General features: G+C 39.5%; 13 protein-coding genes. 8 read left to right on the top strand and 5 right to left on the bottom strand.

From position 1 onward, the window contains the following. Nucleotides 1–1040 precede the first annotated feature (1040 nt). On the top strand, nucleotides 1041–1430 hold the full coding sequence (locus ACFE90_RS11720) for a hypothetical protein (RefSeq protein ID WP_375500625.1): 390 nt from the start codon (nucleotides 1041–1043) through the stop codon (nucleotides 1428–1430). 420 nt (nucleotides 1431–1850) lie between these two features. Here the strand turns inward: ACFE90_RS11720 and ACFE90_RS11725 are convergent, their stop codons facing one another. The 4 genes from ACFE90_RS11725 to ACFE90_RS11740 form a co-directional block, all read right to left on the bottom strand. Next, the gene (locus ACFE90_RS11725) at nucleotides 1851–2417 is read right to left on the bottom strand and encodes an exonuclease domain-containing protein (RefSeq protein WP_375500627.1); all 567 of its coding nucleotides are present in this window, start codon (nucleotides 2415–2417) and stop codon (nucleotides 1851–1853) included. A gap of 48 nt (nucleotides 2418–2465) precedes the next feature. Beyond that, complete coding sequence (locus ACFE90_RS11730) at nucleotides 2466–2900, bottom strand: hypothetical protein (protein ID WP_375500641.1); 435 nt, start codon at nucleotides 2898–2900, stop codon at nucleotides 2466–2468. Nucleotides 2901–3018: 118 nt separating this feature from the next. Further along, nucleotides 3019–4281, bottom strand: a complete 1263-nt coding sequence (locus ACFE90_RS11735) for a sensor histidine kinase (protein ID WP_375500629.1) — start codon at nucleotides 4279–4281, stop codon at nucleotides 3019–3021. Nucleotides 4282–4503: 222 nt separating this feature from the next. Continuing rightward, nucleotides 4504–6396 (bottom strand): ATP-binding protein, encoded by a 1893-nt coding sequence (locus tag ACFE90_RS11740; RefSeq protein WP_375500643.1) that lies wholly within the window; start codon nucleotides 6394–6396, stop codon nucleotides 4504–4506. A gap of 365 nt (nucleotides 6397–6761) precedes the next feature. Here ACFE90_RS11740 and petN point away from each other — a divergent pair, with 365 nt between their 5' ends. The 7 genes from petN to ACFE90_RS11775 all read left to right on the top strand — a co-directional run bounded on the left by petN (nucleotide 6762) and on the right by ACFE90_RS11775 (nucleotide 12773). After that, complete coding sequence (gene petN, locus ACFE90_RS11745) at nucleotides 6762–6851, top strand: cytochrome b6-f complex subunit PetN (protein ID WP_012408302.1); 90 nt, start codon at nucleotides 6762–6764, stop codon at nucleotides 6849–6851. 22 nt (nucleotides 6852–6873) lie between these two features. Further along, a complete protein-coding gene (locus tag ACFE90_RS11750) occupies nucleotides 6874–7020 on the top strand; it encodes a hypothetical protein (protein ID WP_375500645.1) in 147 nt (48 codons plus the stop codon). Between the two features lie 154 nt (nucleotides 7021–7174). After that, nucleotides 7175–10315, top strand: coding sequence for a GAF domain-containing protein (locus ACFE90_RS11755; protein ID WP_375500631.1), 3141 nt, complete (start codon nucleotides 7175–7177; stop codon nucleotides 10313–10315). 339 nt (nucleotides 10316–10654) lie between these two features. Next, nucleotides 10655–11410 carry a hypothetical protein gene (locus ACFE90_RS11760; RefSeq protein WP_375500633.1) on the top strand — a complete coding sequence of 252 codons (756 nt, stop codon included), beginning with the start codon at nucleotides 10655–10657 and terminating at the stop codon, nucleotides 11408–11410. A 516-nt stretch (nucleotides 11411–11926) separates the two neighbouring features. Further along, on the top strand, nucleotides 11927–12103 hold the full coding sequence (locus ACFE90_RS11765; RefSeq protein ID WP_375500635.1) for a hypothetical protein: 177 nt from the start codon (nucleotides 11927–11929) through the stop codon (nucleotides 12101–12103). A gap of 67 nt (nucleotides 12104–12170) precedes the next feature. Further along, nucleotides 12171–12401, top strand: coding sequence for a DUF433 domain-containing protein (locus ACFE90_RS11770; protein WP_292869388.1), 231 nt, complete (start codon nucleotides 12171–12173; stop codon nucleotides 12399–12401). Between the two features lie 9 nt (nucleotides 12402–12410). After that, a complete protein-coding gene (locus tag ACFE90_RS11775; RefSeq protein ID WP_375500637.1) occupies nucleotides 12411–12773 on the top strand; it encodes a DUF5615 family PIN-like protein in 363 nt (120 codons plus the stop codon). A 10-nt stretch (nucleotides 12774–12783) separates the two neighbouring features. Here the strand turns inward: ACFE90_RS11775 and ACFE90_RS11780 are convergent, their stop codons facing one another. Next, entirely contained in the window at nucleotides 12784–12957 is a 174-nt protein-coding gene (locus ACFE90_RS11780) for a hypothetical protein (RefSeq protein ID WP_375500639.1), read from the bottom strand. Nucleotides 12958–13076 lie beyond the last annotated feature (119 nt).

Here is a 13076-nt window from a genome sequence, read left to right on the forward strand (position 1 = left end):
TCGCCTGGAACTTCAGTTTCAGGCGGGTGAGGGAGCCAACAGTTAAACTATTTCTAGGCTTTTGTTGACACGTATGAGTAATACTGTGCCCCTACAGTGCAAGTCTATTTACGTGGCGATCGCTTGTAAAAGTATTCAGAACTTACACAACTGGCAATACTGCGTAGGTTTTGCCTAAAAAATAACCCTAATGTAGGTTAGGTTGAGGAACGTAGACCCTTTCGCGGAGCGTTTCGTAAAGTCGTCTTTAGACAACTTTCACTATTAGACTCAGAATTCATTCTGAGGTGGGCTAGATGACAGACAATGAAATAGTCCTGCCCTGACCTTAGTTGTCAAGTAATTCGAGCAAAAATACTCAAGAAAATAGAATTAATCACTGCTAATGCATGGGGCCATTTACATGCACTCCAAAAGCCCCATCTTCAGCGAAAACCTTCTACTAGATAAGCTGCCAATGCAAAAATCATTGCATTCAAAAGTTTTGTAATAAATATAACTTACAAACTAGCATGGTTTTGAGGTTTAAAAACTTTTAAAAGTATTTTTGCGTATATTTTAACATAAAACCATCTAGATATAAGCTCATAATCTAATTTCTCCCCTTGGGTATATAACTTAAAAATATAAGCAAAACTCTTGACAGATATGGCTGAAGTTTTATTTTGCTAAACCTATAATTAAACCTCTATAAACATTAGAACTTGAACTACTGAAAAATGTGTAGTGATTTGTTTATTAAAAAATAGCTCATAAACACAAACCTTAAATATTATTATCTTCCAAGATTTTTTGATATTTACATCTCTAATATGGAAGATTTATAACTTTGTCATGCATTATTTACGTAAAATCTAGTCTTATTTATAGAATTATACTGAATTTTCTTCCTCACAAATGTCTATATACTCCTAAAGGAACAGTGCTATCAACCTAATTACGATCACACAGTAATAATCAGGATATATTTCCAAATAACTAGTTAGTTAACTGGCTAGCAAAAACCAAGATACTAAAGACATATAGTAAAGGTAAATAATATGTATCATTCTCAAATGTTGCCGACAAATGTAGCAGCCAATAGTAACTTACATCAAGTAATCGTAAGTGAAGCAACAAAAGATAAAGCACAAACGCATGAATTAACTATTACTGATATAGTGATATCTTTATCTCCTGTTGGCTTTGTAATTAGTTGGATGGTTTTTTTCCTAATATTGCGAAAAATTCGGGCGCTTTTAGATTATAAAATGGTGTTTACTGTCAAATCTTTACACAAACTTCCCTGTAAAAACTGTAGTTTTTATTCTAATAATCATTATCTAAAATGTGCGGTGAACCCTTCTATTGTTCTCACTGAAGAAGCGATGAATTGCTCTGAATACTCATCCAGTAAGAAAGATTCTTCCTCCAAAAATCCTTTTGTCTAGATATAATTATTAATCTGATACCGCACAAGTAACAGAAGCTACATATTAAGTAAGTTCTTTGGCTGGTAACGTCTTGGTTCGGATAGCGATCGCTTGCTTTTTTCGTCACGTTTATCTAGCTGTACCCTGATTAAGTTGAATTACTAACCAAGTGAGTTGAAGAAGGCAGGAGGCAGAGGGCATCTATGCTGAAGGTTCAATTTTTGTCGAGGATTCAAACCCCGACAAAAATTGAGAGTCCACCAAATTGAAAATTTGGTGGGGGTCTTAAACCCAAGTTCGCTAAAGGTCACGGGCAGAGGGCAGAAAACAGTATTCCAACTGAGCCTCCTGCCTTCTGCCCTCTGCCTTTCTTGATAAAGAACGAAAGCGCTATATCTTCGTAATGCACCGCAACAGTTGAAGATGGTACCTTACTACTTACCCATTATTCAGCTTAGTTTTAATCTGTCTGTAGATAGCTGCAATGTTGTGGGCATCATCAATGCCACGATGGTGTGTACCTTTTAATTCTATCCCCAACTCATTGAGAGCCTGTGCCATGCCAAATTTTTTAGAAACACCAAGATATTCTGAAAACTCCTCTTTGATATTGATGTGTTCGGAACTAAAAGGATAAGGGAAATTATGAAACGCGCAATCTTGAATAAATTGCTTTTTATCGTAATTGCCCCAAGAACAAAAAATATGATTGGGAAATGAATAAATCCATTGTTTGAAGCGAGAAATTGCCTCTATAAATTTTGGTGCTTTGTCAACATCTTGCTGACGAATACTAGTCAATTCGGTGCAAAAACCTGTTAGTTGCGGATGTCTCACAGGTTGAATGAATTGCTGAAACTCGGAATCGATTTCCCAGGTTGTTCGATTGAGCATCACTGCACCAATTTCGATAATTTCCATTTCATGGCGGGGAATAGTCCCACTGTCAGAGCATGTAGCCTCTAGATCGACTATCAGATAATAGTGAGATATTTTAATCTCCATATTAGATATTAGTAATAAATTATATTTTTATTTAGGAACATAGAGAATTTAGATTGATGAAAAAGGTTTAACCCAACGAAGTTGAATAGCGACATTAAGAGTAATCGCAGCCAACGCAAACCACAACACGCTTTCTCCCGCCAACACCAAAAAAGGCCAAATTGTGCTGTTGGAATTCCAGCCAAGTTCTATCTGAGTTAATCCCCGCACCAAACCAAAGGCCAGTACACCACCAGCTTTGAGTTGAAGATTTTTATCTGAGCGGATAATATAGCGGTAGGTGACACCAAATAGTAAGCCAGTAAAAATTGCAACTGCACCACTTACCCACAAGTGCCAGTCAAGATCATTTTGCAGACATGCCAGTGTCTGAAAATACTTTGCCAGTACCAAAGTATTCAAAAGAATAGAAAGAGCAAAAGCAAAACACACAGCTAAACCCCCAATTATTCCAGCTTTCAAGGATTCTAGGCGTTCTGCCATCAGTTGAGCATCTAAAGTTGCGTTCACTCTATATAGATAGGGATTAGGTATTGGGATTTTCCTTACTCTTCAGTATGATAAATGCTAGAGCAGCTTTGTAATTAATTAAATGCTGCTCTTATGTGGGAATTTTGATGATAAACTCGGTTCCCATACCTGGTTGAGAATTCACATCTAATACACCTTTGTGTTTCTCTACAACTATTTGATATGCGATTGACAAGCCAAGTCCAGTGCCTTTCCCAACGGTTTTTGTGGTAAACAACGGCTCAAACAAGCGCTTTTTAACCCGTTCAGGAATACCAATCCCATTGTCAGCAATCCGAATTATAACCAATTGTTCAGAATCTATTTCTGTTGCAATTTGAATCTGAGGAATTAGATTGCTCATTTTGCCATACATTATAGCTTCATCAAGAGCATCAATCGCATTTGCCAAAATATTCATAAATACTTGATTCATCTGCCCAATATAGCAGTTTATCTCTGGTAATACTCCATAATTTTTAATAACCTCGATGCCGGGACGCTCGCCATTAGCTTTGAGGCGGTGTTGCAGAATCATTAGTGTACTATCTAGACCTTGGTGCAAATCAGCAGATATTTTGGTATCACTATCCGAGCGAGAGAAGTTGCGGAGTGAATTAGAAAGGTTCTGAATTCGTTCGCTTCCGACTTCGAGAGAGTTCAAAATTTTTACCATATCTTCAAGAACGAAATTAAGATCCAAGTCCTTAATAGCAGTGGTAATTTTGGCTGTTGGGTTTGGATACTCTTGTTCATACAGTAGGAGCAACTTAGTTACTCCTGCAATGTATTCTTGCAAGGGTGGAATATTGCTGGAAATAAAGTTGATGGGGTTGTTGATTTCATGGCCAATACCAGCAATTAACTCTCCGAGTGTTGATAGTTTCTCTTGCTGCACTAGTTGGACTTGAGCTTGTTGCAAAGCCTTGGTGCGATCGCTAACTTGTTGTTCCAAAGATTCAGTCAATTGTTTGAGTTGTAAATGTACGCGCACTCTAGCAATGACTTCCTCTTGTGCAAACGGTTTGGGGATATAGTCTACTGCACCGAGGAAAAATCCCTTCGTTTTGCTTTCCGTATCTGCTAAGGCAGTGGTGAAAATAATCGGAATGTTTTGGGTAACAGGATTGGCTTTGAGACGGCGACAAGTTTCAAATCCGTCAATACCTGGCATTTGTACATCCAGTAAAATCAACTCTGGTTGATTGCGTTCGGCTTGAGCGATCGCAGTTTCTCCATCGACTGCAACACGGAAACGAAAACCCTCACTATTGAGTGCTGCACACAGGACAGATAAATTTGTCGGATTATCATCCACAATCAAAATAAATCCGTTATTTGCAGTTTTGCCCATGATTAATTTTAAATTGAAATTTAACTCAAATTAATTGATGTATTCTTGAATAAAAGAATTCAGGAGCCAGGAGTCAGAATTCAGAATTGAATCAGCATAGTAAATTAGTAACTTATTAACTTACTGAAGCTATTGATTAGTAAATTGGTATATAAATGAAACAAACTGATGCACTTTCTGTTAAACCATCAAGTATTGAAATATTTTTCCAGGTTGTCTCATTTATTCTGACTCCTGAATACTTACAATAAAAGTTTCCAGACGTTTGAGTTGGAAATTACTAGCAAGTTGGACGATATGCTGGGTAAAAAGGCTTAACTGCTCATCAGATGCAGAAAGTTCCTCAGCAAGTTCTAAAAGTTTTTGAATATCGCCGTCTTGTGTCAGATTGAGTAACTCTTGTAAAACCTCTTTAGCAGGATAAATCATCTCATTTGATTGATTGAAACTACCTGTATAGTTTTTTTTGATTGCGTCTAACTTAACGTCAAAAATCCATTCCAGTTGCAAAAATTGTCGTAGTATTTCCAGCAGCGTTTCAGCTTCTATAGGCTTTGGTAGAAATGCATCTGCACCGACATCAATACTTTTGTGCTGGTCGATAGCAAATACGCTGGCTGACGAAGCGATAACAGCAATCTCTTTAAATGGCCCAGACTGGCGCAAACGTTCGATCAACTCAAATCCATTCAATATAGGCATCACTAAATCAGTGATAATCATGTCTGGTTTGTAGAGTAGAGCCTGTTCCCATGCTTCCTCACCCTGACTAGCTTCTACAACAGTAAACCCAACAGGCTCTAGTAAATTTACAATTACTGATCGATTTTCCCATTTGTCATCCGCAATCAAAATGGTGCGTCTTTGTCCTTGATAACCAATAATGGTTCCCTGCTCAACCACTCTGGAAACCTTTGCCCAGTCTTTAGATTCTGGCAATTTTGCCTCAAACCAAAAAGTGCTACCTTTACCTAAGATACTTTGCACCTGAATTTGACTACCCATCAACAAAACAATTTTTTCGCTAATTGCTAATCCCAAACCTGTACCTTCAGATTGTCGTTTCTGATTTCCCACTTGCTCAAAGGGCTGAAAGATTTTCTCGGCTTGTTCAGGGATTATACCCGTGCCAGTATCTATTACCTGAAAGCGAATTTTGTAGTCAGTTTTTCCATTAGCGTTTGCTTCTTGATCAATGACCTGAACTTTGAAGGTGACACTACCTTGATTAGTAAATTTGATCGCATTACTAAGCAAGTTAATCAGTACTTGCCGCAAGCGTTTTTCATCAGCATGAATGCCCATTGGCAAATCAGGATCGAGTTCAATGTTAAATGCGATGACCTTTTGTTCTGCCCGGATGCGGCAAATTTCAGTCACGCTATCAATAAAGGCAGGCAAGTAGAAATCAACAGGATACAATTCTAGTTTTCGAGCTTCTATTTTCGAGAGATCCAGGACATCATTAATTAGGGTTAAAAGATGGGAACCACATTGATAAATGATGCTGACTCCTTTGCGTCCTTTCTCACTTAAAGATTCTGTGCGTTGGAGAATTTGTGTATAGCCCAGAATACCGTTAAGAGGTGTGCGTAGCTCATGACTCATATTGGCGAGAAATTCACTCTTGGCTTGGCTGGAGTTTTGAGTGACTTCCTGTGCAACGCGTAGTTCTTTTTCGATGCGCTTGCGTTCTACAATTTCAGTTGAAAGCGCTCGATTGATAACTTCTAACTGGGCAGGGCTAGGTAGTGTTAGAGCTTGAGGCATGAGAAAAAATAACGCAAATGCCGTATATATTGACATAATGGCAGTTAAAGCTTTTAAACCACCTGCAATCCAATAGTCTGGATGCCAAAGCGTCCAAATATCCATCAAGTGTCCAGTACCGCAGGCAATGATAAAAGCACTAAATAACAAAAAGACTCCATTGAAAGGAACGTCTTTGCGCTTGGAAATAAAGTAAATCAGTAGGAAGGGAATGGAATAATAGGCAAGAGCAATCGTGGCATCAGAAATAATGTGGAGCCAAATTAATCCAGTTTTCCAGAGATAACAATGTCCGTGGGCAACAAAACCATTAGAGTGGAAAGGATAGTTGAAAAACGTCGGCATGATACTAGGGGTTGCTGGATTTGAAATATCTACGCATAACCCTAGTATTCCCAAACTATCAAGTGGCAAAGCGCGATCACTAATTTTTTACATTTGTCTTTATTAATGCCTGAAGTACTAGCGTAACAATAAAAAATGGTGTATCGTTTGCGACGCCGAATAGCCTGCACTTCTCTACCAGACGCTGCGCGTAGCTTGCTTCCACGTTCGCGTAGCGTCCCGTAGGGAAGTGGTACGGCAAGCTCAGTGACCATCGTAGACATCGCACTCCAACTTATAATCTCATTTATAAACAAATCTGAGCCTGCCCAATCCCTGTATGATAAATATTAGAAACCTTTTGTAATTATTTGAAAAACGGGACTATGGAGATTTTGACACTAGGTTGGGTATCACTGTTAGTTGTGTTTACTTGGTCAATTGCAATGGTAGTTTGGGGACGTAACGGACTGTAGAGGCATCGTGGAAAGTCCATTTTTGAGTATTTTAACAATAGTAGCCGTAGTGCTACTCGTAGTAGTCACTGGTGGTATTGGTTATTTGACCGTGACAGATTGGCGCGATCGTCGTCGCCGAGATGATGACAAACGCAGCAGCCGCAGCGCCACTCCCAAGCGGCGATAATTTTCTCGTGGTTGAGAAATGTTTTTGTAGGGACACGATAATATCATGTCCCTACACTATTTTTTTTGGCATTCCCAGAAAATAACTGTTACCTTTGCGATCGCAACGGGAATCATGAGATAGAAGACTTTCAATATTTAAAGTCCCACTGGGAATGGAAAACTCCTCTACTACTCAACCCATACAACCAAATTCAGAACGGCAAGAATCTTATTCAGACGTGATATCCTCCTTACGTCAGAATGAGCAACAAAAAGCCTTATCTGGAGTTATTGCCCGCATCCGCGAGTCTCTAGATATAGAAACCATCTTTAAAATTACAGTCACTGAAGTCCGCCAACTTCTGAAAAGTGATCGGGTTAGCGTGTTTCGTTTTTATCCTGATTTGGCATGGGAAGGAGAATTTATCTACGAAGATGTGGCAACAGAATGGGATTCGGCACTAGCAGCCAAACTGCACGACCACTGCTTTAGCGAGGAGTTCGCGAAATTGTATCAGCAAGGCCGGATTAGAGCAATAGCTGATATTTATCAAGTTAATGCTAGTGATTGCTACATCCAGATTCTGGAAAAATTCCAAGTACGTGCCAATATAACTGCCCCCTTGATCAAAGGTAAAGATTTATGGGGATTGTTATGTATTCATCAGTGTGATAGTCCTCGACAATGGGAAGCATCAGAAATTGAGTTTGTGCAATTAATCGCCGAACATCTAGGAGTTGCTTTACAGCAAGCAGATTTCCTCGAACAAGTCAAACTACAATCAGCAGAACTAGCACAAGCAAAAGCCAGAGAAAAAGCAGCCCAATGGCAGAAAACCGTAGCTATCACTATTGAGAAAATTCGTCAATTCCTCGATTTGGAAAGCATTTTTCACACAACCACCGCAGAACTTAGGCAGTTGCTAAATGCTGACCGCGTGGCTATTTATCGCTTTAATCCCGATTGGAGTGGTGAATTCGTGTTTGAATCAGTAGCAGAGGGTTGGGTTTCCCTCATAGAGAGACAGTCGCAACGGCCAGAATTGAAAGAAAACGTCAGCGAATGTAGCACCAAAGATTTAGCTAAACCCCCAGTTGCTGATACCTACTTACAAGATACAGAGGGTGGTAGCTTCAGTCGGTGTGAAGTGTACCGGATTTGTAATGACATTTACAGTGCAGGCTTTAGCGACTGCTACATTAAAATCTTAGAGATATATCAAGCAAGAGCTTATGCGATCATTGCCATTTACCACGGTCAGAAGCTCTGGGGCATGCTAGCAGCGTATCAAAATGCTGGAAGCCGTGATTGGCAAAAAGATGAGGTTTACTTGCTTACCCAAGTGAGCACTCAGCTAGGTGTGGCTTTGCAGCAAGCGGAATTTATCCAACAAATGCAGATCCAAGCAGCAGACATTAGTAAAGCTGCTGAAAGGCAAAGGGCGTTGGCGCACACAGTAGAAAAAATTCGTCAGTCTCTTGAAATTGAAGCCATATTTAAAACCACTACTCAAGAAGTTCGTCGGCTATTAGAAGTAGAACGAGTCGCAATTTATCGCTTCTATCCTGATTGGAGTGAGGAATTTGTGGCTGATTCCATCGTTGATGGCTGGACACCAATGGTTAAGCCGCAGCCAGTGATAGAACGCGTACTTGTGCAAGGGAAACAAGCAGGTAAGTATGCACGTAATGAAGTTTTTGTACCAATTTCTCAAGGCGAAAAACTCTGGGGATTGCTAGTAGCTTATCAAAACTCCCAGCCTCGTTATTGGCAAGATGAAGAAATCAACTTACTGGCACAAGTTGGCGTTCAATTGGGAGTAGCATTACAGCAAGCTGAATCCTTGACACAGATGCAGGTGCAAGCTCAAAAACTGGCTCAAGCCGCCGAACGAGAACGGAAAGCAGCCGAAAGGGAGAAGGCCCTGGCTGCAACCGTAGAGAAAATCCGCCACTCTCTTGATATTGACACCATTTTTGCTACTAGTACAGAAGAAGTCCGACGGTTATTAGAAGTTGACCGAGTGACAATCTATCGATTCCAAGCTGATTGGAGTGGCGAATTTGTTGCTGAGTCTTTAGCCCAAGATTGGACACCAGTAAAGAAAATTGTACCTGCGATGTCTACGACGGGCTACGCCAACGCAGATGATTACTTGCAAAAAAACCAAGTAGGAGACTTTGCTAATGGTAAAACTCTGGTCATTAAGGATATTTACAGCACAGATGATTCTATTTCTTATGTTGCCTTAATTGAACGAATGGAGGCTAGGGCATATATGATTGTGCCGATTTTTCAGGGTGAGAAACTTTGGGGATTACTAGCAGCTTATCAAAATATTAAACCCCGTGATTGGCAAGAAGATGAAGTAGATTTGCTGATGCAGATTGGTACTCAGTTAGGGGTAGGACTTCAGCAAGCGGAATTACTCGAACAAACTCAATGTCAAAAAGAAGAGCTGGCCCAGACTCTTAAAGAATTACAGCATACTCAGAGCCAGTTAATTCAAAGTGAGAAAATGGCAGGCTTAGGGCAGTTAGTTGCTGGTGTAGCACATGAAATTAATAACCCGATTAGTTTCATTTATGGCAACATCACTTATGTTACTGAACATACCGAAAATTTATTTAAATTATTGCGCTTTTATCAGAAACAGGATCCTAAAGCAACAGGAGAAATTCAGAAGCAAGCAGCAGCAGTGGATTTAGATTTTATTAGTGATGACTTGCCCAAAATTTTGACTTCAATGAAGATGGGGGCAGAGCGGATCTCTCAATTAGTCTTGTCCTTACGAAGTTTTTCTCGACTTGATGAAACTGGAATGAAGCCCGTTGACCTTCATGAAGGCATCGATAGTACTTTGCTGATTTTACAACATCGACTGCAACCACAAACTAATTCTTTTGCTATCGAGGTAGTTAAACAATATAGTGAATTGCCCCCAGTGGTCTGTTATGCAGCCCAGATGAATCAGGTATTTATGAATCTTCTCAACAATGCGATCGATGCACTGGAAAACTCAGTAACTAATGAAAAAATAATTGATAATCCTAAAATTTGCATACGTACAGAAATAATAGAAGAAAATACTATTCTGATTTGGATTGCTGATAATGGTTGTGGGATTCCAGAGATTGTGCGATCACGCATTTTTGAACCTTTCTTTACCACCAAACAACCCGGACAGGGTACTGGTTTAGGGTTGTCTATTAGCTACCAAATTATTGTGCAAAAACACGGTGGTAATATCAAGTGTGTTTCTGAACCGGGTAAAGGCTGTGAGTTCTGGATAGAAATCCCGATGAAACGGTGAGTTAGCTAGAAGAACTCCAAGCCCAACACAGCACTGTCAGACGACGATAATTTTTTATATTTCGCTTAAAGGTAGAAATATTTATTAGCACTTTTACACCTATGCTACAATCAGCCCCTAGCTTCTAGAACAGCTACTCTATAGGAAAGCTTACAGAAAAAGTGAATAGTACTTGTTGTTGGGCTTTCACTAAAGGTCTAAAAGATTTGATTCCTATTAATATACATAATTATAGATTTATATAGTGCGTAAGTCTTACCTAAGAATGAGGGCAATTCCGTAGAGTCTTTATAAAGTGATACCTGTACACTTATTTAATTTTATTACGGAAATTACACCATGAGTTCTCAACAAAAATCCAATAGTAAACAAGGGGAGACTGCTGCCAAGAAAGAAAGCACAGCAGCTAAAAAAGCTGATAAAGCTGATAACTTGGATTTAGATTCACTTGTTTCTGCACTAGAAGGAGACTTGACTGCTCTTGATAGCGAAACTGCTATTGGCTTAATCGACGAGTGGTATACTTATTTACACAAAGCTAAAGAGCCAGAAATCAAAGAAATTGCCGATAACCTCAAGCAACTCAAGCAACTGGTGAAAAGTGGTAAGGCCACTGGTCATGAAATTGGTGAAGTGCTAACTGAAGTTGGTGAGCAAACAAGTAATGTTGTTTCTGATAGTGATAAGGAACTAAAAACTCCGTTACAGAAGTTGGGTAAGCAACTTCGCAATATAGGTGTTTCACTAGGTAAGGCGGAAGACCGCGAACAGATTGAACAGATAGAATCAGTAATAGAAACTCTTGAAGGAGACTTGACTAAAATTGAACCTGAAGCGGCGCAAGGTGCAATTGATACGTGGTACACCTTATTGCATAAGTCTGAAAACGAGAATCTCCAAGAAGTTGCTAATGGACTTAAAGAACTTAAGCAACTCTTGAAGCGCAAAACCGCCAAAGGTGCTGACTTTGCCGAGGTGCTGACAAAACTGGGTGAACAAACTCAACAAGCTGCAACTGAAGCCCCAAGGGGATTTAAGGGGCCAATTCAAAGATTGGGTAAGCTTTTAAGTAAAGCTGGCAAGTCATTGGATTAATTTTAAAGTCTGTTTAATTACCGATAAAAAAAGCACCTCATTTTACTTTGGCTGAGGCTAATGTGGAGTGGGGTGTTTTGTATAATCACATAACTACGTTTTCGCGTCTTACAACTGGTTGATCTCAGTTACCAAATTATTTATTAACGAACCACAAAGACACAAAGGAAGAAAAGGCGATGCCTTTGGCGGGCTTTCCTGCAAAACGCTACACGAACGCCTACGCACGATGAATCTTCTTTAGGGCGAACGTATTTTAATTAAGTAGGTTATGCGATCGCTCTTTTTAACCAACCACAGAGATGCAGAGGATATAGAGTAAGAAGAGAGCGATGCCTTTGGCGGGCTTCACCTACGCACTATGGGGATTTTTGCAGGCGATCGCTTATCATAATTTCACTACCATTAGTAATATAAGTTGCTCTATAAATAAATATTGAAACTAAAGAAATTCTCCAAGCACTCTCAAACCTGAGCAGAAGCGATCGCCTGAAGATAGCTGAATCAGCCCTGCAATTGGTTCTTCAAGCTAAAGATGAGCAAAAACGCCAATTAGCACTAGCTGCAATCACAGCAATTGTAGACTATGCACCTGGTAGTGAATTAGATATATTCTCTGACTTAGAAGGAGAAGACTTTTGTGACTATCCAAATGAAGACTTCCACAACTCAAAGAATTATCTACAGAGGTGAACTGGAGGTATCCTCTCTATGCTCAGGCAATTTATGAGAAACTAGAAAATATTACAAAAAATAATTTATGTTAGGTTTGGAAAGAGTTACATTTGATCCTCGCATTATGGCGGGGCAAGCGTGTATTCGCGGGATGCGGATTCCAGTTTCATTGGTAGTTAATTTGGTAGCTAACGGCAAATCTGTAGAAGAGATTTTAGAAGAATATCCTGATTTAGAACTAGAGGATATTCGTCAATCTTTACTTTACGCAGCTTGGTTAACTCAAGAACGGGTTTATCCCTTCAAAACTGCTTAATTCAGTAAAATGAAATTTTTAGCTGATATGGGAATTTCTCTACGCACTGTGTCTTGGTTGCGTAGTTCTGGTTATGATGTGGTACATTTGCGCGATGAAGGATTGCAAAAACTACCAGATGATCAGATTTTAGTGAAAGCTCGTACAGAAGAGAGAATTTTATTAACTGTAGACTTGGATTTTGCCCAACTTTTAGCCACTAGTGGGGATAATTTACCCAGTGTAATTTTGTTTAGATTAGGAAATGACAATTACAACGCAATTAATGAGCGTTTGACAGAAGTTTTAAGGGAATGTCAGGCAGATTTAGAACTAGGGGCGATTATTTCTGTCAGTAACGAAACTTTCCGGATAAGGCGATTACCGATATAAGTTAAGTTGATTAATTGTTAGTGTAGCTTACCATAGCGATCGCACTGTGGAGATTTTGCAGGCGATGCCAACTCTTGGAGACGCTACGCGAACGGCGGGCTTCGCCTACGCTTTTTTTTAACGAACCGCAGAGGCACAGAGGAAGGAGAGAAGAGGTGATTGCTTTTTTATAATTTAGTAACATCAATATGTAATGCTAAGAGAAAATTTAATTTATTTAAATAAGATATTCTGCCAATGAATGAAAAATACAGCATTTTCGAGGTGCATGAGGTACAGTAAGTAATAGTGCATTAAGAACTA

The sequence above is a fragment of the uncultured Nostoc sp. genome (assembly GCF_964245445.1).
In the GTDB taxonomy this organism is placed as follows: Bacteria; Cyanobacteriota; Cyanobacteriia; order Cyanobacteriales; family Nostocaceae; genus Nostoc.

Bases quoted from the DNA above. Each gene is read 5' to 3' on its own strand.
- ACFE90_RS11735 (WP_375500629.1), bottom strand. From the start codon at position 4,281: ATGGGCAAAACTGCAAATAACGGATTTATTTTGATTGTGGATGATAAT.
- ACFE90_RS11730 (WP_375500641.1), bottom strand. From the start codon at position 2,900: ATGGCAGAACGCCTAGAATCCTTGAAAGCTGGAATAATTGGGGGTTTA.
- ACFE90_RS11780 (WP_375500639.1), bottom strand. From the start codon at position 12,957: ATGTTACTAAATTATAAAAAAGCAATCACCTCTTCTCTCCTTCCTCTG.
- ACFE90_RS11740 (WP_375500643.1), bottom strand. From the start codon at position 6,396: ATGCCGACGTTTTTCAACTATCCTTTCCACTCTAATGGTTTTGTTGCC.
- ACFE90_RS11760 (WP_375500633.1), top strand. From the start codon at position 10,655: ATGAGTTCTCAACAAAAATCCAATAGTAAACAAGGGGAGACTGCTGCC.
- ACFE90_RS11770 (WP_292869388.1), top strand. From the start codon at position 12,171: ATGTTAGGTTTGGAAAGAGTTACATTTGATCCTCGCATTATGGCGGGG.
- petN (WP_012408302.1), top strand. From the start codon at position 6,762: ATGGAGATTTTGACACTAGGTTGGGTATCACTGTTAGTTGTGTTTACT.
- ACFE90_RS11775 (WP_375500637.1), top strand. From the start codon at position 12,411: ATGAAATTTTTAGCTGATATGGGAATTTCTCTACGCACTGTGTCTTGG.
- ACFE90_RS11725 (WP_375500627.1), bottom strand. From the start codon at position 2,417: ATGGAGATTAAAATATCTCACTATTATCTGATAGTCGATCTAGAGGCT.
- ACFE90_RS11720 (WP_375500625.1), top strand. From the start codon at position 1,041: ATGTATCATTCTCAAATGTTGCCGACAAATGTAGCAGCCAATAGTAAC.
- ACFE90_RS11755 (WP_375500631.1), top strand. From the start codon at position 7,175: ATGGAAAACTCCTCTACTACTCAACCCATACAACCAAATTCAGAACGG.